This is a genomic window from Pseudomonas sp. NPDC086251, from assembly GCF_044746405.1.
In the GTDB taxonomy this organism is placed as follows: Bacteria; Pseudomonadota; Gammaproteobacteria; order Pseudomonadales; family Pseudomonadaceae; genus Aquipseudomonas.
The window spans coordinates 75,824-96,749 of the sequence record NZ_JBIVBY010000002.1; the positions used below are offsets into that span (position 1 = coordinate 75,824).

Here is a 20,926-nt window from a genome sequence, read left to right on the forward strand (position 1 = left end):
TCGCCTCGCGGCGGAGCGACATCTTGCAACATCGCTTCTGTAAAACTGGCGTCCCCTAGGGGACTCGAACCCCTGTTACCGCCGTGAAAGGGCGGTGTCCTAGGCCACTAGACGAAGGGGACGCAAACCCTTCTATACAACAGATCAACGCTGAGTGTTGATCGCTTCAAGGCCGGCGTGGCCAGACCTTGAAGTGTAAATTGGTGGAGCTAGACGGGATCGAACCGTCGACCTCTTGCATGCCATGCAAGCGCTCTCCCAGCTGAGCTATAGCCCCTCATCGCTGAGGACGGGGCGAATCTTAATGGCGCATCGGAAAGCTGTCAAACTTATTTTTAAAATATTTCAAAATTTTTTGCCGACATAACAATCACTTACCGCCCTCCCCCCGTAAATCCGGGGGATATCCGACCTTGTAGCAGCTGCCGCAGGCGGCGTTCGCGTGCGTAACGCTCGCCTTCGCCCTTTCAGGCGGATTGCGTAACGGCCATCAGGGGCCGCTTCGCAGCCCAACGCAGCCTTCGGCAGCTGCTACAGAGTCAGGCGATGTTGCCCAGGAGTTTTTCCCACTCCTTGTTTTCCTTCTTCGACACGCCGCCCAGCAGGTCGATGGCCTGGCGCAGACGGAAACGCGTCAGATCCGGACCGAGGATCTCCATTGCATCGAGCACCGACACCGAACTGGCCTGCCCCGTGATCGCCGCGAACATCAGTGGCATGGCGTCACGCAGTTTCAGCTCGAGGGATTCGACCACCGCCTGAATCGTCGCCGTGATGCTGTCCTTCTCCCACTGGCGCAGGCTTTCGAGCTTCCACAGAATCAGCTGCATCAACTGGCGAACCTGATCGCCCGAAAGCTTCTTGGATTCGAACAGCTTGGCGTCCGGGTTCACGCCACCGGCGAAGAAGAAGCCGGCCAACGGTGCGACCTGGCTGAACGTTTCAACCCGGCCCTGCACGTGCGGGGCGATCTTCATCATGTACTCAGGGTTCAGCGCCCACGTTTGCAGGCGCGAAGCGAACTCTTCCACCGGCAGGTCACGCAGCCACTGGCCGTTGAGCCACGAGAGTTTCTCGATGTCGAAAATCGGCCCGCCGAGAGACACACGGCTCAGGTCGAAGTGGTCGACCATTTCCTGCAACGAGAACTTCTCGCGCTCGTCCGGCATCGACCAGCCCATGCGGCCCAGGTAGTTGAGCATCGCTTCCGGCATGAAACCCATGCGCTCGTAGAACGTCACCGAGGTCGGGTTCTTGCGCTTGGACAACTTGCTCTTGTCCGGGTTACGCAGCAGCGGCATGTAGCACAGCTCAGGTTGTTCCCAGCCGAAGTACTCGTAAAGCAGGATCAGTTTCGGCGCCGATGGCAGCCATTCTTCACCGCGCAAGACGTGGGTAATGCCCATCAAGTGGTCATCGACCACGTTGGCCAGGAAGTACGTCGGCAGGCCGTCGGTCTTCATCAGGACTTGCATGTCCATGCGATCCCACGGGATCTCGACGTCGCCACGCAGCATGTCCGGCACTACGCAAACACCTTCGCTCGGCACTTTCATGCGGATCACGTGAGGTTCGCCAGCGGCCAGGCGGCGCGCCACTTCTTCCTTGGACAGCAACAGCGCACGGCCGTCGTAACGCGGGGTTTCGCCGCGCGCCATTTGCTCGGCGCGCATCTGGTCCAGTTCTTCGGCGGTGCAGAAGCACGGGAAAGCGTGGCCCATCTCGACCAGCTGCTGGCAGTACTTCTGGTAGATGTCGCCGCGCTCGCTTTGACGGTACGGACCGTGGGGGCCGCCCACATCAGGGCCTTCGCTCCAGTCGATACCCAACCAGCGCAGGGCGTCGAAAATCTGTTGTTCGGACTCGCGGGTCGAACGCAATTGGTCGGTGTCTTCAATCCGCAGGATGAACTCACCGCCATGCTGCTTGGCAAAGCAGTAGTTGAACAAAGCGATGTAAGCGGTACCTACGTGGGGGTCCCCGGTAGGCGATGGCGCGATGCGCGTGCGGACGGTGGTCATGGCAAGTCTCGAAATGAAGATAAAACAAAGGGCGAATGGTAACAGGCGTTGCCCGCCCGGCTCCAGTGAGCAGGGCATTTAAGCCAAGGTTGCGTCTACAACGCGCGTATGGCGCGGTGAATGGCCGAATATCAGCCGATGGCATTTACCGTTTATCGGCTGTATGCCAGATTTGGCTGCTGATAACTTCCCTTACAATTTCTCGACTACAGTCTGCCCCATGCCTGCCCAACTCAAGCGTCGCCTGTTCATTTTCCTGTTGATCGTCCTGCTGATTGCCGGGGCCTTTTTTGCCCAGTGGTTCTTCAAGGGACGGTTTTACGAAAGCACCGACAACGCTTATGTCCAGGGCGAGATCACCCGCGTCTCCAGCCAATTAGGCGCACGCATTGAGCAGGTGTTGGTGCAGGACAACCAGCACGTCGAGAAAGGCCAGTTGCTGATCAAGCTTGAAGGCGATGATTTCCACCTCGCCGTCGACCGCGCCAACGCCACCCTTGCCACCCGCCAGGCCGAACGCCTGCAAGCCCAGAGCAAACTCACCCAGCAAGCCAGCCTGATCGCCGCCAGCGACGCGCAAGTTGCGTCCAGCCAGGCCAGCCTCGGCCGCTCGCAGATCGACTTGTCCCGCGCGCAAACCCTGCGCAAGCCCGGTTACGTCTCGGAAGAGCGCGTCACCACCCTCTCCGCCGATAACCACATCGCCCGTTCGCAAGTGACCAAGGCCCAGGCGGATGCGCAAAGTCAGCGCCAGCAAGTCAACTCGCTGAGCGCTGAAATCAAGCGCCTCGACGCCATGATCGCCAACGCCAAAACCGACCTGGCCCAGGCCGAACTGAACCTGACTCGCAGCGAAATCCACGCGCCGATCAGCGGCCTGATCGGCCAGCGCGCCGCCCGCGAAGGCCAATACGTGCAGGCCGGCGCTTACCTGATGTCGATCGTCCCGGACCAGGACATCTGGATTCAGGCCAATTTCAAGGAAACCCAGATCGGCCACATGCAGCCCGGCCAGAAAGCCGAGCTGACCTTCGACGCCTACAGCGACACGCCGATCAACGCGCGAGTCGACAGCCTGTTCGCCGCCTCGGGCGCGCAGTTCAGTCTGTTGCCGCCAGACAACGCCACCGGCAACTTCACCAAAGTCGTGCAACGGATCCCGGTCAAACTGACCTTCGCCGCGGACAATCCGCTGCACGGCAAGATCCGTCCGGGCATGTCGGTCACCGCCAAAGTGAACATCAAAGACGCCCCTGACGATGGCCGGTGATCAACTGCTCCGTCCGGTCGGCGAACCGACCCGGCGGGACTGGATTGCGGTAATGAGTGTCATGCTGGGCGCCTTCATGGCGGTGCTCGACATCCAGATCACCAACTCCTCACTCAAGGACATTCAGGGCGCGCTGTCGGCCACCCTGGAAGAAGGCTCGTGGATTTCCACCTCGTACCTGGTGGCGGAAATCATCATGATCCCGCTGACTGCGTGGCTGGTGCAGCTGCTCTCGGCGCGCCGTTTAGCCGTGTGGGTCTCGCTCGGCTTTCTCGCCGCGTCCCTGCTCTGCTCCATGGCGTGGAGCCTGGAGAGCATGATCGTCTTCCGCGCCTTGCAAGGCTTCACCGGCGGCGCGCTGATTCCACTGGCATTCACCCTCACGCTGATCAAACTCCCTGAACATCACCGTGCCAAAGGCATGGCCATGTTCGCGATGACTGCGACGTTCGCGCCCTCCATCGGCCCGACCCTCGGCGGCTGGCTGACGGAAAACTGGGGCTGGGAATACATCTTCTACATCAACGTACCGCCCGGCCTGATCATGATCGCCGGCCTGATGTACGGCCTGGAAAAGAAAGAAGCGCACTGGGAATTGCTCAAAAGCACCGACTACATGGGGATTCTCACCCTGGGCGTCGGGCTCGGTTGCTTGCAGGTGTTTCTGGAAGAAGGTCATCGCAAGGACTGGCTGGAATCGAACCTGATCGTGACCCTGGGCAGCATCGCGCTGGTGAGCCTGATCACCTTTGTCATCGTGCAGACCTCCAAGCCCAATCCACTGATCAACCTCGGGATCCTGCGTAATCGCAACTTCGGTTTATCGAGTATTTCCAGTGTCGGCATGGGGGTCGGGCTGTACGGTTCGATCTACCTGTTGCCGCTGTACCTGGCGCAGATCCAGAACTACAACGCCCTGCAGATCGGCGAAGTGATCATGTGGATGGGCGTGCCGCAGCTGTTCCTGATTCCGCTGGTGCCGAAACTGATGAAAGTCATCTCGCCAAAATGGCTGTGCACCCTGGGTTTCGGGCTGTTCGGGTTGGCGAGTTTTTCATCGGGGGTGCTGAATCCGGACTTTGCCGGGCCGCAGTTCAATCAGATCCAGATCATCCGGGCGCTGGGCCAACCGTTGATCATGGTGACCATTTCGCTGATCGCCACCGCGTACATCCTGCCGCAGGATGCGGGGTCGGCGTCGAGCCTGTTCAACATCCTGCGCAACCTCGGCGGCGCGATTGGCATCGCCCTCCTCGCCACGTTACTGGATGCGCGGACCAAGACCTATTTCGATTATTTGCGCGAAGCGATTGTGCCGACCAACCCGCAGGTCGCGGAGCGGATGGCGTCGTTGACGGATCGGTTTGGCAGTGAGACGGCGGCGCTGGGCAAGCTCAGTGAGATCGCGCATCAGCAGGCGTCGATCATGGCGTACAACGATGCGTTTCACTTTGTCGGGATTGCGCTGGGGATCAGCATGGTGGCGGTGTTGCTGACCAAGAAATTGCCGGCGGGGCTCAAGGCTGGGGAAGCGCACTAGCAACCTGCAGCGGTGCTCTTTCGGGCGCCTTCGCGAGCAAGCCCGCTCCCACATTTGACCGCGTCCGGCCGGACAACTCGATCGAATGTGGGAGCGGGCTTGCTCGCGAAGAGGCCATAACAGGCGCCGCAAACCTTAGACAGTGATCAACCGATCCCGCAACTTAGTAATCTCATCACGCATCTGCGCCGCCGCCTCAAATTCCAGATCCCGCGCCAACGCGTACATCTTCTCTTCCAGGGCTTTAATGCGCTTGGCGACTTCTCCCGGCGAGCGCAATTCGGCTTCGTACTTGGCGCTTTCCTCGGCGGCCTTGGCCATGCCTTTGCGCTTCTTGCTGCGCGAACCCGGCACAGTCGCGCCTTCCATGATGTCGGCCACATCCTTGAACACGCCCTTCGGTGTGATGCCATTGGCCAGGTTAAAGGCGATCTGCTTGTCGCGCCGACGCTCGGTTTCACCAATCGCCCGCTCCATCGAACCGGTGATGCGATCCGCATACAGAATCGCCCGGCCGTTGAGGTTACGTGCTGCACGGCCGATGGTCTGGATCAGCGAGCGTTCGGAACGCAAGAAGCCTTCCTTGTCCGCATCGAGAATCGCCACCAGCGACACTTCCGGCATGTCCAGGCCTTCACGCAGCAGGTTGATCCCCACCAGCACATCGAAGGTGCCGAGGCGCAAATCGCGGATGATTTCGACCCGCTCGACGGTGTCGATGTCCGAGTGCAAATAGCGCACGCGCACGCCGTGGTCGGCCAGGTAATCGGTCAAGTCTTCGGACATGCGTTTGGTCAGCGTGGTCACCAGCACCCGCTCTTCCAGCGCGACACGCTTGCCGATTTCCGAGAGCAGATCGTCGACCTGGGTCAGCGCCGGACGGATTTCGATTTGCGGATCCACCAGGCCGGTCGGACGCACCAGTTGCTCGACCACGCGACCGGCGTGTTCCGCTTCGTAATTGCCCGGCGTGGCCGAGACAAAAATCGTCTGCGGGCTGATGTTTTCGAACTCGTCGAAACGCATCGGCCGGTTATCCAGCGCCGACGGCAGGCGGAAACCGTATTCCACCAGCGTCTCTTTACGCGAGCGGTCGCCCTTATACATGGCGCCGACCTGCGGCACGCTGACGTGGGATTCGTCGATCACCAACAAGGCGTCGGCCGGCAGGTAATCGAACAACGTCGGTGGCGCCTGGCCAGATTCACGGCCCGAGAGGTAGCGCGAGTAGTTTTCGATGCCGTTGCAGTAACCCAGTTCGAGGATCATCTCCAGGTCAAAACGGGTGCGTTGCTCCAGCCGTTGGGCCTCAACCAGTTTGTTGTTGGTGCGCAAGTAATCCAGGCGCTCCTGCAACTCGACCTTGATCCCTTCGACGGCGCCCAGCAGGGTTTCCCGTGGCGTCACGTAGTGGCTTTTCGGATAGAAGGTGAAGCGCGGCAGCTTGCGAATCACTTCGCCGGTCAGCGGATCGAAGGCGGACAGGCTCTCGACCTCGTCATCAAACAGCTCGATGCGGATCGCTTCGAAATCGGATTCCGCCGGGTGGATATCAATCACATCGCCGCGCACCCGGAACGTCGCACGGGCGAATTCCATGTCGTTGCGGGTGTATTGCAGGTCCGCCAGGCGACGCAGCAATGCGCGCTGATCGAGCTTGTCGCCGCGATCCACGTGCAAGACCATCTTCAGATAGGTTTCCGGGCTGCCCAAGCCGTAGATGCACGACACCGTGGTGACGATGATCGCGTCCTTGCGCTCCAGCAACGCCTTGGTCGCCGACAGTCGCATCTGCTCGATGTGGTCGTTGATCGAGGCATCTTTCTCGATGAAGGTGTCCGAGGACGGCACATACGCTTCGGGCTGGTAGTAGTCGTAGTAGGACACGAAGTATTCGACGGCGTTGTTCGGAAAGAACGCCTTGAATTCGCCGTACAACTGCGCGGCCAGGGTTTTGTTCGGCGCCAGCACCAGGGTCGGACGCTGCACCTGGGCGATCACGTTGGCGATGCTGAAGGTCTTGCCCGAGCCGGTGACACCCAGCAACGTCTGGTGCGCCAGCCCGGCTTCGATGCCCTCGACCATCAGGCGGATGGCTTCCGGCTGATCGCCGGCGGGCTCGAAGCGGGTGACTAGCTGGAATTCAGACATGTATACCTCTGGTATCGCGCCAGCGCGGTCAAACCGGCAGCAACGAGATAGGCCGCAAACGACTCACGTCGCCCGAGGAAAAAACTGGATTGTGCTCAATGTGGAGCCGATTGCCCGCGCTTTCAAGGCAAACGTCCTACATCCCTTGCAGTCTTTGACGCAGCCATTCGACTAACGGTCGAAAAATAATCGAAAAAACTTACCGTAAAAGCCGAATCCTCTGTCGCCATCAATCGCAGATGGCCTCTATACTAGCTCCCCGTTTGTGCACCGCTCTAGTGCATTCGGCTGGAGCGCGACACGTCCCTCCACTCCCCATTCAGAGCCGCCGCAAAAATGAGCCTGTTCTCCGCTGTCGAAATGGCACCACGCGATCCAATCCTGGGCCTCAACGAAGCATTCAACGCCGATACCCGTACCAACAAGGTCAACCTGGGGGTCGGTGTTTACTGCAACGAGGAGGGGCGAATTCCACTCCTGCGCGCCGTTGTCGAAGCCGAGACGATTCGCGTCGCTCAACACGCGTCCCGTGGCTACTTGCCCATCGACGGCATCGCTGCCTACGACCAGGCTGTGCAGAAACTGCTGTTCGGCAATGACTCGCCATTGATCGCTGCTGGCCGGGTGATCACAACCCAGGCCGTGGGCGGCACTGGCGCACTGAAAATCGGTGCCGACTTCCTCAAGCAACTGCTGCCGAACGCCGTCGTCGCGATCAGCGACCCAAGCTGGGAAAACCACCGTGCGCTGTTCGAAACCGCCGGTTTCCCGGTGCAGAACTATCGCTACTACGACGCCGCGACCCACGACGTTAACCGTACCGGCCTGCTCGAAGACCTCAACGCCCTGCCGTCCGGCTCGATCGTTGTGCTGCACGCGTGCTGCCACAACCCAACCGGCGTGGACTTGAGCCCGGCAGACTGGAACAACGTGCTGGACGTGGTCAAAGCCAAAGGTCACGTGCCGTTCCTCGACATGGCCTACCAGGGCTTTGGCGATGGCATCGACGAAGACGCCGCCGCCGTGCGCCTGTTCGCTGAATCGGGCCTGACGTTCTTCGTGTCCAGCTCGTTCTCCAAATCCTTCTCGTTGTACGGCGAGCGCGTTGGCGCCCTGTCGATCGTCAGCGAGTCGAAAGAAGAAAGCGCGCGAGTGCTGTCGCAAGTCAAACGCGTGATCCGCACCAACTACTCCAACCCGCCGACCCACGGTGCAAGCATCGTCGCTGCCGTGCTGAACAGCCCGGAACTGCGCGCTCAGTGGGAAGAAGAACTGGCAGAAATGCGCCTGCGGATTCGTGGCATGCGTATCCAGATGGTTGAGCAACTGGCGAAGCAAGCGCCACAGCGCGACTTCAGCTTCGTCGGTCGCCAGCGCGGCATGTTCTCCTACTCCGGCCTGACGGTTGAGCAAGTGACCCGTCTGCGCAGCGAGTTCGGCATCTACGCCCTGGACACCGGCCGCATCTGCGTGGCCGCGCTGAACCAGAGCAACATCGACGTCGTGACCAAGGCCATCGTTGCGGTGATCTGAGTCGTCGCTTGATACGAAAAACGGGAAGCCCTTGGGCTTCCCGTTTCTTATTTGTCACAGATAATTCTCAAAGCAACGACCGAGGGCTCTAGACTGCACACATAACAAATGTGGGAGCGGGCTTGCTCGCGAATGCGGTCTGTCGGTCACGTTTAATGCTGGATGTGCCGCCGTCTTCGCGAGCAAGCCCGCTCCCACAGGTTTTGTGTACACCCGAGATTTCTTACGAGAGCTGACATGAAAAACGATGACCTGCGCGCTGAGCGCGATGACCTGGACGACCTGAATGACTTCGTGCCACGCACCCCGGCCAAACGCGGTAATAACCTGGTGATGCAAGTGGCGGCTGGCGTCTTTCTCGGCGGCCTGGCCCTGTGGCTGGTGCAGCTGGCCGCGACGATGCTGTACGCCAAACTGATGCTCGGCACGTTTACTTTCGGCGGTTAAGCCAGTTCGGTTGCGCGCTGGCTGGCCGCGTCGTCATAGGCGACGTAAAGCGATTCGGCGACCTGGCTTTTGATCGCCTTGGCGCTTTCCAGGCCCAGGACAAAACCTTCGGCCTTGCCACCGGCGCGGTTCAAGTCGTCAGCGGTGCTGGCTTGAGTGATGGCATCGAACAGCTTCTCGGCATGCGGGCCGACACCTTTGGGCAGACTGATCTGAGCGATGCTCATGCGAACACCTCGTGACGAGGTGAGAGAGTTGGATGATTCATGACGCGTACCTTTTCGGCGAATGGCCGGCAGCGCGTGTAACCACTTCCGGGCGGCTATGGTAGACCTCTGGGGCGATTCTGGTAACCGCCAATCGCCGATAAACCACCGTCTGTCCCGATGAATCCGCCAGTTTGCTAACAGATGCTTGACTTCTCTTTTTGAATCAGTAACATACACGCCATTCCGCGATAGCTCAGTTGGTAGAGCAAGTGACTGTTAATCACTGGGTCCCTGGTTCGAGTCCAGGTCGTGGAGCCATACAAGGGTCCAGAGAAATCTCTCTGAACCACTCGAAAAACCCGCCTTCTGGCGGGTTTTTTCGTTTTGGCGTTCCGGGTTAGCCCTTCCCATACTCATTGAGATAACCCAGCAGTTTGCTGACGGCCGGCGACAGTGGCCGCGACTGGCGCGTCAGCAAGCCGATGTTGACCATAGAGATGGGCAACTCGACCGCCAGGATCGCCACCATGCCGTACCGCAGGTAGTGCTCGGCGACGTCATTGGGTACCACGGCGATCATGTCCGACGCTTCAATCATCGAAGTGGTGGCCAGAATCGACGCCGTTTCGACGATGTCCAGGGTCTGCACCATGCCCCCGGCTTTCAGTGCGCTTTCGACGTGACGACGCATCGGGCTGCCGATCGGGTGCAGAATCCAGGTCTGTGTCACCAGGTCGGCCAGGCTCAGTTTTGCGGCCGTGGCCAGTGCGTGTCCGGGCCGCGCAATGACGCGCATCTGCTCGCCCTTTTCGAACAGTTGAATATCCAGTCCCTGACCGTCGATCTGGTCCGGGAGCCGCCCCAGCACCACATCAAAATCGCCGCGAATCAGCGCCGGCAGCAGCGTGTCGCTGGTCCCGACTTCGATGCAGATGCGCACCTTGGGGTTATCCGCCTTGAATGCCAGCACGCCCCGGGTCAACAAGGTCGGCACCGGGCCCATCACCGTGCCGATGCGCACCAACCCCGAAGCACCGCGCGCCAGTTCCGCCAACTGCGCTTCGGCGTGCTCGAACTCATGAATCGCGCCGTGGGCGTAATGAATCATCACTTCGCCATACAGCGTCGGCTCCATGCCTCGCGGCAGGCGCTCGAACAGCTTGGCGCCGAGGCGTTCTTCCAACTGCTGCAGTAACAGGCTCGCGGCCGGCTGCGTGGTGTGCATCGCCGCCGCTGCGCGGCGCAGATTGCGGAACTCGCCCAAGGCATTGAGCAGGGCAATCTGGCGACTGGAAATCTTCAGCGGGCTGAAGGTTTTCGCCGGCGCCGGGCTGGCGAGCATGGGGACTTTCGACTGCTCTGACATATCAATTTCAGTATCCATCTATACGAATCAACGATTATGCCTATATCGCCGACCACCCTACAGTCGAGCTCCCAAGTGGTCACCTATAAAAAGAGTTCACCATGAGTATTCGAATCACCCACCTGAGCGTTCGCGACATTCGTTTCCCTACTTCCCGGTCACTCGACGGCTCTGACGCGATGAACAGCGCGCCCGACTATTCGGCGTCCTACGTGGTCTTGCACACCGATTCGGCAGAGGGTTTGGAGGGTCACGGTCTGACCTTCACCATCGGCCGCGGCAATGAAATCTGCGTCGCCGCCGTGCAATCGCTGGCGCCATTGATCGTCGGCTTGACCCTGGAAGAGATCACCGCCGACATGGGCCGCTTCTGGCACACCATCACCGTGGGTGACAGCCAACTGCGCTGGCTGGGTCCGGAAAAGGGCGTGATTCACCTGGCCACCGCCGCCATCGTCAACGCCGTGTGGGACCTGTGGGCCAAGACCGAAGCAAAACCGGTGTGGAAACTGCTAGCGGACATGACACCCGAACAACTGGTCGCCTGCCTCGACTTCAGCTATGTGACCGACGCCATCACCCCCGAGGAAGCCATCGCCCTGCTCCGTCGTCAGGCCCCCGGCAAAGCCAAGCGTGAAGCGCAGATGCTGCGCGAAGGCTATCCCGGCTACACCACTGCGCCGGGCTGGCTGGGTTACTCGGAAGAGAAAATGCGCCGACTGGCCCGCGAGGCAGTGGCCGATGGCTGGACCCACTTCAAACAGAAAATCGGCGCCAACCTGGAAGAAGACATGCGTCGCGCCGCGATCCTGCGCGAAGAAATCGGCTGGGAACGCACCCTGATGATGGACGCCAACCAGGTCTGGAGCGTCGATGAATCGGTAGCAAACATGCGTCGACTGGCCGCGTTCGATCCCTGGTGGATCGAAGAGCCGACCAGCCCGGACGACATCCTCGGCCACGCGACCATCCGCCAGCGCATCGCACCGATTGGCGTCGCCACCGGCGAGCATTGCCATAACCGGGTGATGTTCAAGCAGATGTTCCAGGCCCAGGCGCTCGACTTCTGCCAACTGGACGCCGCACGCCTGGGCGGTCTCAACGAAGTGCTGATCGTGTTGCTGATGGCCGCTAAATTTGACGTGCCGGTGTGCCCGCATGGCGGCGGTGTCGGTTTGTGCGAATACGTGCAGAACATCTCGCTGTTCGATTACATCGCCGTGTCCGGCTCGCTGCAGAACCGCGTGCTGGAATACGTCGATCACCTGCACGAACACTTCCTCGAACCGGTGGTGATTCGCAACGGCCGCTACATGCCGCCGCAACGCCCCGGCTACAGCATCGAAATGACCGCCGAAACCCTGGAACGCTACCAGTATCCCAACGGCCCGGTGTGGATTGATCTTGCCCAATCCTGACCGCTAAGCAGCACCTTCCGTTCGCGCAACGGCACAGTGGCGCCCCTTTGTACCGGGCGCCACGACATGCGCACCTGCCCACATCAGGACTATAAAAATGACAATCCTAAGCACCCTCGCGGCTGCCCAGGCCCCGGCTGCCTGCAACGAACAACGCCTGACCAACCTGCTGTTGCGCAAATTGATGCCGCTGCTGGTCGTGGTCTATGTCATGAGCTTTCTCGACCGCACCAACATTGCCCTGGCCAAGGCCAGCATGGGCATTGACCTCGGGCTGTCCGCTGCGGCGTATGGCCTGGGCGCCGGGTTGTTTTTCCTGACCTACGCGCTGTTCGAAGTGCCCAGCAACCTGATCATGCAAAAGGTCGGCGCGCGATTCTGGATCACTCGCATCATGATCACCTGGGGCCTGCTCTCGGCGGGCATGGTGTTCGTCCAGGGTGAAACCTCGTTCTATGTCATGCGCCTGTTGCTGGGCATCGCCGAAGCGGGCCTGTTTCCGGGCGTCATGCTGTACCTGACCTACTGGTTCAACCGCGAACAACGCGCCCGCGCCACCGGGTATTTTCTGCTCGGTGTCTGCGTGGCCAATATTCTCAGCGGCCCGCTCGGCGGCGCACTGTTGCAGCTCGATGGCTGGCTCGGCTGGCATGGCTGGCAGTGGTTGTTCGTACTGGAAGGTCTGCCCGCCGTGGCGCTGGCCTATGTGGTGTGGAAGAAACTGCCCGATGGCCCCTCCTCCGCGACCTGGCTTTCCGCATCCGACGCCCGGAACATCGAAGAACGCTTGAACGCCGAGAGCGAAGACGCCCCACAACAAACCCGCCTCAGCCAGATGCTGCGCGATAAACAAATCTGGCTGGCGATCGTCGTCTACTTCGTGCATCAGATCACCATCTACACCGTGATCTTCTTCCTGCCCGGCATCATCGGCACTTACGGTGCGTTGTCACCGCTGCAAATCGGCCTGTTGACGTCCGTGCCGTGGATTGCCGCCGCGATCGGTGCCGCGACTTTTCCGCGCCTGGCCACCTCACCGCAGCGCTGCCGACGGATTCTATTCTTCGGCCTGCTGACCATGTCTGCCGGTTTGCTGCTGGCCTCGTTTTCCAATTCATACATCGGCCTGATCGGCTTTTCGCTGACGGCGCTGATGCTGTTCGTCGTGCAGTCGATCATCTTTGTCTTCCCCTCCAGCCGCTTGAGCGGAACTGCCTTGGCGGGTGGCCTGGCGTTCGTCACCACCTGCGGTTTATTGGGTGGTTTCGTCGGCCCGTCGGTGATGGGTTTGATCGAACAGGCCACCGGCAGCACGCGCAATGGCTTGCTGGTGATCGCCGGATTGCTGATCTTTGCCGCACTGGTCAGCACTCGCTTGCGTCAGGGCCAAGAAAAAACCGCCGTCTGAAAAGACGGCGGTTCTGTTATTGGCTTACTTGACGGGCACCGCCGTCAGACATGCTCACTGCTTTTTGCATGGCTGGGGTGGTGCTCGTCCGATGCATGAGCTACTTCCACCACCGGAATCTCCTTGCCGTCGCAGTCATGCAGTTTGCCGTCGCTGAAGTAATCGCCTTCGCGCAACGCGGCCAGGTCCTGGTAACGCAGGACCCGCTCAGTACCCGCTGCGAACACCGACTGCTGATCGGAGTTACCGGCGGTGAGGTGGTTGAAGGTCAGGTTGAGCACGATGGCCATGATCGCCGACGAACTGATGCCCGAGTGGAAGATCGTCGCGAACCAGCTTGGGAAGTGGTCGTAGAAGTTCGGCGCGGCGATCGGGATCATGCCGAAACCAATGGAGGTGGCGACAATGATCAGGTTGACGTTGTTGCGATAGTCGACCTTGGACAGCGTACGAATACCGCTGGCCGCCACGGTGCCGAACAGCACGATCCCGGCGCCGCCGAGTACCGACGTTGGCACAGCAGCGATGACCCGGCCCATGAACGGCAGCAGGCCGAGGATCACCAGAAACAAACCGCCAGTCGCCACCACGAAACGACTCTTGATACCCGTCACCGCCACCAGCCCGACGTTCTGGGCGAAGGCGCTTTGGGTGAAGGAGCCGAAGATCGGCGCGATCATGCTCGACAGCATGTCGGCACGCAGGCCGTTGCCCAGGCGCTTGGAGTCCACCTTGGTGCCGATGATTTCACCGACCGCCAGGATGTCTGCCGAGGTTTCCACCAGGGTCACCATGACCACGATGCACATCGACAGGATCGCGGCGAAGTGGAAGGTCGGCATGCCGAAGTGGAACGGTGTCGGGAAGCCGAACATCGGGCCTTGGGTGACAGACGAAAAGTCCGCCATGCCGAGGAACACCGCGATCACCGTACCGATGACCATTGCCAGCAGGATCGACAAACGCGAGATGGTCGCGCTGCCGATTTTGCTCAGCAGCAACACCAGCACCAGCGTCACCGCTGCCAGACCAATGTTGGCCATGCTGCCGAAGTCCGGCGCGTGACTGTTGCCGCCCATGGCCCAGCGCGCGGCCACCGGCATCAGCGTCAGGCCGATGGTGGTGATCACGATGCCCGTGACCAGCGGCGGGAAGAACTTGGTGATTCGCGAGAACACCGGCGTGATCAGCAAACCAATCAGGGACGCGGCAATCACCGCCCCCAGAATCGACTGGAACCCACCCTCACCGCCACTGCTGACAATCGCCACCATGGTCGCGACGCCGGAGAACGACACCCCCTGCACCAGCGGCAACTGACAACCGAAAAACGGTAAACCCAGGGTTTGCAGCAACGTGGCCAATCCCCCTGCAAACAATGAAGCAGCAATCAACAAACCGATGTCCGCCGGCGACAGCCCGGCAGCCTGACCAATGATCAAAGGCACCGCGACGATGCCGCCGTACATGGTCAGAACATGTTGCAGGCCGTAAGCCATATTCGCGCCGACCCCGAGATTTTCATCCTCAGGCCGTTGGTGTGAAACATGGGGCGTTTTCATGTTAGGGGGTTCCCTGGTTTTTGTTATGCGCACACTGTATGCAAGACTCAGGACAAATGTCTATAGAGTTGTATACAACTTGTCGGTCACATTATGGACACATGGCCACGCGCCCCGCTGTCCACGCGCCTTCCCCTCAAGAAAAATTCTCGCAATACATCCCCCGTCAGTCTTTGCCCTGCAGCGACTAGCCTTTGAGTTCCTGGCGACCACCGGTACGGACGCCCTCTTTTTTATACATATAAAGTATGCATAATGAAGCCATTCGAAATTCAGTATCACAAGGCAAAAAACGCAGCCAACAAATTAAAGCATCAGGGTGTGAGCCTCGCAGAGACTGAGTCGGTGTTTTATGACGAACGAGCCCTGACATTGCAGGACGATCATCATGACGAGCAGCGATGGCTCATCATGGGGCTGGATGCCAAAGGTCGTTTATTGGTCGTTGCGTACACCTATCGCGATCCGAATTTCGTTCGAATCATTTCCGCGCGCATCGCTACCCGAAACGAGCGTCGCCACTACATGGAGGGTTGACCGATGAAAGACGAATACGACTTCAGCAATGCCAAGCGTGGAGCGGTTGCCCCAACCAAAGGCAAAACCCGCATCACCATCATGCTCGATGATGCCGTCATTGAGGCGGCCCGGGCTCGGGCCGAGAGCGAAGGGTTTGGCTACCAGACGGTGATCAACAACACGTTGCGTCAGGTCTTGCTCAGCAGCAAGGGCAAAACCGGGGAGCCTGCCGCCACTACCGGGCATCTCAAAAAAGGACTGTCGACGTCCGAGCTGAAAAGCCTGGAGAAGAAATTGTCAGAGGCGCTCAATGAAATCCATCGCGTGATGGAACCCGATGCCCGGCCCTAGGCAACAATCCAGGCAGTTTGAGCGAGGCCGCATCGTTGCGCATCGAGCCCCTTTTTCGTGGCGCCTCATGGCTTCCTACGCGGGCTCGATCAGCCGCTCAAGCACCCACTTCAACTGCGCATGCTCCGGCACCCGAATGCCGAATTCGCTTTGCAGCAATCCAATCAACTCATCCACATTCGCCACCTGCCGTCGCTCGCTTTCGCTGCCGATGTGATGAATCGCGAAACTGCCGTTGTTCAGCGTGCGCCGCCAGCCCTCGCCGGTGCGCGCGACCATTAACTGCCGGGTGAAGGACGACTCGGGCCAGGTCGAGACGTACCAGTTGCCGACGGCATAATCGATGTCTTCCTGGCGTTGCAGATCGAAGATGTACATCGCCTTCCATTCGTCGGCGACTTTGGCGCGCAGGGTGTAGCCATCCTCGTGCTGTTCGATGCGGTAGGGTTCATGCGGTGTGAGCTGTTCCGCCGCGGTGTCGAGCAACAGCGGCGCGGTCGGCACCATGCCGCCGAAGCCGACGTCGGTGATGTAGCGCACGCCGTCCAGGATGACCAGGCTCAAGCGATGCGTACGAGCGGTCCATGCACCTTCGGGTTGGCCCATGACCACCCGGCCACTGATGCCGCGAGCGTCGTAGCCCAGTTCCTGGAGCAATGCGAGGAACAGGTTGTTCAGTTCGTAGCAGTAACCGCCGCGCCCCTCGTGCAGTACTTTTTGCTCGATGGACGGCAGGTCGATGTGTACCGGCTCGCCCGACAACGTGGTGAGGTTTTCGAACGGGAACGCACCGGTGTGGCGCAACTGAAGTGCGCACAGATTTTCCAGGGTCGGCGCCGGGGGCGCATCGAAGCCCAGGCGCTGCAGGTACAACGCACGGTTTGTCAGGCGTGGCTCACTCATTGCTGGGTCCTTGTGCATGGGGCCGCGGATCGCTCCGCCAATGGGCGCCATGTATAAGGGAAAAAGCGGCCTGACTGATAATTGATTTAGCCAATCGGACGCTTCGGATACATCAACGCCGCTTTCGCGAGCCAAGCCGAATCCAGGTCGGCGCGTGATCGCTGGCATGCGGCTCGTTACGGACCCAGGCATCGACGCCGGCCTCATGCAGATAAGGACTCAACACAGGGTTGAGCAACAGATGATCAATGCGCAGCCCGGAGTTTTTCTGCCAGTGCTGGCGAAAATAATCCCAGAAAGTGTAGAGCCGATCTTCCGGATACAGATGGCGCAAGGAGTCGGTCCAGCCCTGGTTCAGCAGCCGTTGATAACACTCGCGGCTCTCGGGTTGCAGCAACGCATCCTTGAGCCAGGAGCGCGGGTTGTAGATGTCCAGGTCGGTGGGCACCACGTTGTAGTCCCCGGCCAGCACGACTGGATGCTCGCTGCCCTGAAGCGTCTGTGCATAGGTGATCAACCGTTCGAACCAGGCCAGTTTGTAATCGAATTTCGGCCCCGGCTGTGGATTGCCATTGGGCAGGTACAGGCAGCCGACCACGATGCCATGCACGGCCGCTTCGAGGTAACGGCTATGGGTGTCGCTGTCATCCCCCGGCAGCCCGCGCCGACTCTCCAGCGGTTGCGCATCCCGGGCCAAAATGGCTACGCCGTTCCACGAGGTCTGCCCTTGCCAGATCGCGCCGTAGCCCGCCGCTTCAAGCTCAGCGACCGGGAATGCGCTGTCGATTGATTTGAGTTCCTGCAAACAGGCGATGTCCGGTTTTTCTCGCTCCAGCCACGCCAGCAGGTTGGGTAACCGGGCGCGCATGCCGTTGATGTTGAACGTCGCGATTCGCAAATTCTTCATGGGCCGGCGCTCCTGATGGCGAGGTATTCAGGTGTGACAGCTGCGCGTTTCGGTGGTTGCGTTGGCGCCCTCATGTGCAGCGTGTAAGCGAACGTTTATTGTTTCGCCGGGATGAATGGGGTGCCTGGGCGGCCCTCTTCGCGAGCAAGCCCGCTCCCACATCGACCGCATTTTACTGAAGGAACTCAGTCACCTGTGGGAGCGGCGGTGCGACGATTCGATTTGCTCGCGAAGGCGGCAACCGGAGCTTGTGGATAAACCAGGACAGTCGACCCCAACCACTCGTCATCCAACCGGCACCAACCGCCCGGTCCTTCACACCAACATCAGGTAACGACTCATCTTTGGAGACACACCATGATGAACATCAAAATCACCTCGCTGTTGTTGGCAGGGTTGCTGTCCGCCGCGTCGCTGGCCACTTTTGCGGCATCCAGTGAGAGCCCTGATGCAACCGGCACTCAATCGGGCGCGAAAAGCGGCTCGACCACGGCCCCCGATCACAACACCCCGGCCGAACCCTCCGGTGGGAACAGCTCCAGCGGTGGCAGTAGTGGATCGGGTTCTTCCAGCAGCGGTAATGGCGGGAATGCCGGTAGCAGCGGTTCTGGCGCGGGTGGCGGCACCGGGGCCGCTGGCGGTGGCACAGGCGGTGCCGGTGGCGGGACGGGCAGCTGAACGCGTAAAGGCGGCCGATGATGTCAAATCGTCGGCTGCTTTCCAGGTCCAGTGCGCAGACACCTCAACGATCCGAACGCATCAGTGCCTCGACGCCCCCCTCCATCGATAACACCGCCGAACGATTTCGCCCGGAATGCTTGGCCTGGTACAACGCGGCATCCGCACGCTCGATGAACACTTCGATGCTGTCCTGCCCCGTCGGCACAAACGAATAACAACCGAGGCTGACCGTCACGTAACCGGTGGGCGAACCGCTGTGGGTGATGTTCTTGTCCATGACGCTACGGCGGATCTGCTCGGCAATCACCAGTGCGCCGTGAAGGTCGGTGTCGGGCAACAACACGGCAAACTCCTCACCGCCATAACGCACCGCCAGATCGGCTTTTCGATGACAACACCCTTTCACCGCCCGCGCCACTTCAGCCAGGCAATGATCCCCTGCAACGTGGCCGTAAGCGTCGTTGTAGCGCTTGAAGTAATCGATATCGAGCATGATCAGGCTCAGCGAACTCGCCTGTCGGGCGCCACGGCCAAATTCGATGTCCAGCGCCTGCTCGAACAATCGGCGATTGGCCAGGCCGGTCAAGCTGTCATGGGTCGCGATCAGCTTCAGCGCTTCTTTTGCCTGGCGCAGATCCGCCTCGACCCGCTCGCCGACGCGCACCTGATGGATGAACACCCAACCGAACAACCCGACACCGAGCACGACCAGCGCAACGATGACGCTGGATTGAAACGCTGTGGCGTACCAATCCTTGAGAATGGCCTCCTTGGAAGAAGCCGCCGACACCACCAATGGATAGGCGTCGAGCTGACGGTAGCCATGCAACCGGACGACGCCATCGACGATAGAGCTGATCATTGCGTTGCCAGAGGGCGCGCGAGGCAGGTGCTTCTGAAAAATCTCGCCCTTGGCCATTGATGTGCCAATCTGCGCTTCCACAAAGGGCCGGCGTGCCAGCAAGGTTCCGTCGGTCAACGCCACAAACATCGAACCGTTGTCATCGATGCTGAAGCTTTTGAAGAATTGATCGAAGTACGACATCTTGATCCCGGCCAGCAAGACGCCCTGGAAATGGCCGTTTTTATCGTTCACCCGTTTGGAAATCGGAATGATCCACTCGCCATTCTTACGGCTGCGAATCGCCGGTCCGATGTGCGCGACAGAGGAAACGTTCTGCTGGTGGAACTTGAAATACTCCCGATCAGACACGCCCGGGCCACGTGGCAGTTCGTCGAAAGAAGTCACGACCCACTGCCCTTTCTGATCGAACAGAAAGATCCCGTGCAATTGATTCAGTGCCTGCACCCGCCGAGCGAAGGTTTTCTGCAAGCGTGGCTTCTGGTCCGCCCCAAAACCGTCAGCCTGGACCCAGTCCGCCAGACTGGTCAGCACCAGGTCGGCGTTGGTGAAAGTGTCTTCGGCCTGCTGCGCCATGGCCCGTGTCAGGTTAGACGACGCCACTTGCGCTTCCGCCAGATCATGCCGGCGCGATTGCTCCAGTTGCAGGTAAAGCAAACCGCACAGGCACAGGCACACGAGCGCGATAAACAACACCGCTGCCTTGCGCAGGGGTAACCGTTTCAAAGCGACGCCGGAAGCGTTATGCGGATCGTGAAGGAGGATTGGCAAAAGCTCGTCCTGTAAGGGTAAGGCAAGGGCAAAGGCCCTAAACCCTTATTTTTTGTGAGCTTAGTCTACGGGGTGATCAGGGGCAAATAGGTAAGATCGAGGGATACCGCTTCGCGAGCAGGCTCGCTCCCACATTCGACCGCATTTCTCAGAAAGAACTCGGTCACCTGTGGGAGCGAGCCTGCTCGCGATTAGGCCCTGCCAGTCACCAGAAATCTCAAACTATTGTGGCAACCGCCGCATCGCACTCTGCAAATGCGCCCGCGCACTTTCAGCATCTCCCAGCCGCATCTGCTCGTACGCCCGCTGGGCGATCTCATGGGGAATCGGCTTGAGCTCACGTTGCGTCGCCATCGCCAACAACTGCACCTGCGCCGCACGCTCCAGATAATACAGATCATCCCAGGCTTCGGCGATGGTCGGCCCGGCGACAATCACTCCGTGGTTCTTCAAAAACAAAATGTCGGCATTGCCCATGACACTGGCAATCCGGTCGCCTTCAGACGCATCAAGGGCCAGGCCGTTGTAATCCTCGTCCACCGCCGTTCGGCCATAAAACTTCAAGGCCGTTTGCCCCAGCCATAACAGCGGCGGCCCTTGCAGCAGGCACAACGCCGTGGCGTGAGGCATATGCGTGTGAAACGCGACTTTCACCCTCGGCAATTGTTTGTGCAGCCGCACGTGAATATAGAACGCGGTCGCTTCCGGCAGCCCTTCGCCGTCCACGACATTGCCGTGGAAATCGCACACCAGCAGGTTCTGCGCCGTCACTTCCGAGAACGCATACCCGTAAGGATTCACAAAAAACAGATCATCCCGGCCCGGCACCATCGCGGAGAAGTGGTTGCAGATGCCCTCCTCCAAACCGTGCAGCGCCGCCAGTTGGAAGCAGGCCGCCAACTCCGTGCGGGCGGTGACGGCGGCGGCCGAGTCCAGATTGAGATCGGCGTAACGCGTGGGCCGGGTACTACCAACAAGGGTGTGTGCCATGGCGATGCCTCCGTGTG

General features: G+C 60.0%; 18 protein-coding genes and 3 tRNA genes. 10 read left to right on the forward strand and 11 right to left on the reverse strand.

Features of this window, described 5'->3' with window-relative positions; genetic code table 11:
* Window positions 1–46: 46 nt before the first annotated feature.
* From ACIPL2_RS04815 to gltX, 3 genes are all read right to left on the reverse strand, one after another.
* Window positions 47–122, reverse strand: a tRNA-Glu gene (locus ACIPL2_RS04815).
* Between the two features lie 79 nt (window positions 123–201).
* Window positions 202–277 (reverse strand) — tRNA-Ala (locus ACIPL2_RS04820).
* A 262-nt stretch (window positions 278–539) separates the two neighbouring features.
* Complete coding sequence (gene gltX, locus ACIPL2_RS04825; protein ID WP_109633228.1) at window positions 540–2,021, reverse strand: glutamate--tRNA ligase; 1,482 nt, start codon at window positions 2,019–2,021, stop codon at window positions 540–542.
* 220 nt (window positions 2,022–2,241) lie between these two features.
* Here gltX and ACIPL2_RS04830 point away from each other — a divergent pair, with 220 nt between their 5' ends.
* Entirely contained in the window at window positions 2,242–3,291 is a 1,050-nt protein-coding gene (locus ACIPL2_RS04830) for an HlyD family secretion protein (RefSeq protein ID WP_401353498.1), read from the forward strand.
* Window positions 3,281–4,831 (forward strand): MDR family MFS transporter, encoded by a 1,551-nt coding sequence (locus ACIPL2_RS04835; RefSeq protein ID WP_401353500.1) that lies wholly within the window; start codon window positions 3,281–3,283, stop codon window positions 4,829–4,831. Before ACIPL2_RS04830 ends, ACIPL2_RS04835 begins: the two co-directional genes overlap by 11 nt.
* A 135-nt stretch (window positions 4,832–4,966) precedes the next feature.
* Here ACIPL2_RS04835 and uvrB read toward each other — a convergent pair whose 3' ends face one another.
* The gene (gene uvrB / locus ACIPL2_RS04840; RefSeq protein ID WP_401353502.1) at window positions 4,967–6,982 is read right to left on the reverse strand and encodes an excinuclease ABC subunit UvrB; all 2,016 of its coding nucleotides are present in this window, start codon (window positions 6,980–6,982) and stop codon (window positions 4,967–4,969) included.
* A 336-nt stretch (window positions 6,983–7,318) separates the two neighbouring features.
* Between uvrB and ACIPL2_RS04845 the strand changes: the two genes are divergently transcribed.
* Window positions 7,319–8,515: an amino acid aminotransferase gene (locus ACIPL2_RS04845; protein ID WP_401353504.1), complete on the forward strand. Its 1,197-nt coding sequence runs from the start codon at window positions 7,319–7,321 to the stop codon at window positions 8,513–8,515.
* Window positions 8,516–8,752: 237 nt separating this feature from the next.
* Complete coding sequence (locus ACIPL2_RS04850; protein ID WP_401353506.1) at window positions 8,753–8,962, forward strand: hypothetical protein; 210 nt, start codon at window positions 8,753–8,755, stop codon at window positions 8,960–8,962.
* Here ACIPL2_RS04850 and ACIPL2_RS04855 read toward each other — a convergent pair.
* Window positions 8,959–9,189, reverse strand: a complete 231-nt coding sequence (locus tag ACIPL2_RS04855; RefSeq protein ID WP_010456061.1) for a hypothetical protein — start codon at window positions 9,187–9,189, stop codon at window positions 8,959–8,961. The two genes, ACIPL2_RS04850 and ACIPL2_RS04855, sit on opposite strands and share 4 nt — an antisense overlap.
* 224 nt (window positions 9,190–9,413) lie before the next feature.
* Here ACIPL2_RS04855 and ACIPL2_RS04860 point away from each other — a divergent pair.
* Window positions 9,414–9,489 (forward strand) — tRNA-Asn (locus ACIPL2_RS04860).
* Between the two features lie 79 nt (window positions 9,490–9,568).
* Here ACIPL2_RS04860 and ACIPL2_RS04865 read toward each other — a convergent pair.
* Window positions 9,569–10,555, reverse strand: a complete 987-nt coding sequence (locus tag ACIPL2_RS04865; protein WP_401353508.1) for a LysR family transcriptional regulator — start codon at window positions 10,553–10,555, stop codon at window positions 9,569–9,571.
* A gap of 83 nt (window positions 10,556–10,638) precedes the next feature.
* Here ACIPL2_RS04865 and ACIPL2_RS04870 point away from each other — a divergent pair, with 83 nt between their 5' ends.
* Both ACIPL2_RS04870 and ACIPL2_RS04875 read left to right on the forward strand, forming a co-directional pair.
* Window positions 10,639–11,955, forward strand: a complete 1,317-nt coding sequence (locus tag ACIPL2_RS04870; protein ID WP_401353510.1) for an L-fuconate dehydratase — start codon at window positions 10,639–10,641, stop codon at window positions 11,953–11,955.
* Between the two features lie 97 nt (window positions 11,956–12,052).
* Window positions 12,053–13,363, forward strand: a complete 1,311-nt coding sequence (locus tag ACIPL2_RS04875) for an MFS transporter (RefSeq protein WP_401353512.1) — start codon at window positions 12,053–12,055, stop codon at window positions 13,361–13,363.
* 44 nt (window positions 13,364–13,407) lie between these two features.
* On the opposite strand, the gene ACIPL2_RS04880 is transcribed toward ACIPL2_RS04875, so the two are convergent.
* Entirely contained in the window at window positions 13,408–14,925 is a 1,518-nt protein-coding gene (locus ACIPL2_RS04880; RefSeq protein WP_401353514.1) for a nucleobase:cation symporter-2 family protein, read from the reverse strand.
* Window positions 14,926–15,180: 255 nt separating this feature from the next.
* On the opposite strand from ACIPL2_RS04880, the gene ACIPL2_RS04885 reads away from it, so the two are divergent.
* Entirely contained in the window at window positions 15,181–15,462 is a 282-nt protein-coding gene (locus ACIPL2_RS04885) for a BrnT family toxin (protein ID WP_401353516.1), read from the forward strand.
* 3 nt (window positions 15,463–15,465) lie between these two features.
* Window positions 15,466–15,795 (forward strand): BrnA antitoxin family protein, encoded by a 330-nt coding sequence (locus tag ACIPL2_RS04890; protein WP_401353518.1) that lies wholly within the window; start codon window positions 15,466–15,468, stop codon window positions 15,793–15,795.
* A 75-nt stretch (window positions 15,796–15,870) separates the two neighbouring features.
* Here the strand turns inward: ACIPL2_RS04890 and ACIPL2_RS04895 are convergent, their stop codons facing one another.
* Complete coding sequence (locus ACIPL2_RS04895; RefSeq protein WP_401353520.1) at window positions 15,871–16,698, reverse strand: arylamine N-acetyltransferase; 828 nt, start codon at window positions 16,696–16,698, stop codon at window positions 15,871–15,873.
* A gap of 112 nt (window positions 16,699–16,810) precedes the next feature.
* The gene (locus ACIPL2_RS04900) at window positions 16,811–17,605 is read right to left on the reverse strand and encodes an exodeoxyribonuclease III (protein WP_401353522.1); all 795 of its coding nucleotides are present in this window, start codon (window positions 17,603–17,605) and stop codon (window positions 16,811–16,813) included.
* Between the two features lie 357 nt (window positions 17,606–17,962).
* Between ACIPL2_RS04900 and ACIPL2_RS04905 the strand changes: the two genes are divergently transcribed.
* Window positions 17,963–18,283, forward strand: coding sequence for a hypothetical protein (locus ACIPL2_RS04905; protein ID WP_401353524.1), 321 nt, complete (start codon window positions 17,963–17,965; stop codon window positions 18,281–18,283).
* A gap of 64 nt (window positions 18,284–18,347) precedes the next feature.
* Here the strand turns inward: ACIPL2_RS04905 and ACIPL2_RS04910 are convergent, their stop codons facing one another.
* Window positions 18,348–19,919: a diguanylate cyclase gene (locus ACIPL2_RS04910; RefSeq protein ID WP_401353526.1), complete on the reverse strand. Its 1,572-nt coding sequence runs from the start codon at window positions 19,917–19,919 to the stop codon at window positions 18,348–18,350.
* A 222-nt stretch (window positions 19,920–20,141) separates the two neighbouring features.
* Window positions 20,142–20,909, reverse strand: coding sequence for an aldolase (locus ACIPL2_RS04915; RefSeq protein WP_401353528.1), 768 nt, complete (start codon window positions 20,907–20,909; stop codon window positions 20,142–20,144).
* Window positions 20,910–20,926 lie beyond the last annotated feature (17 nt).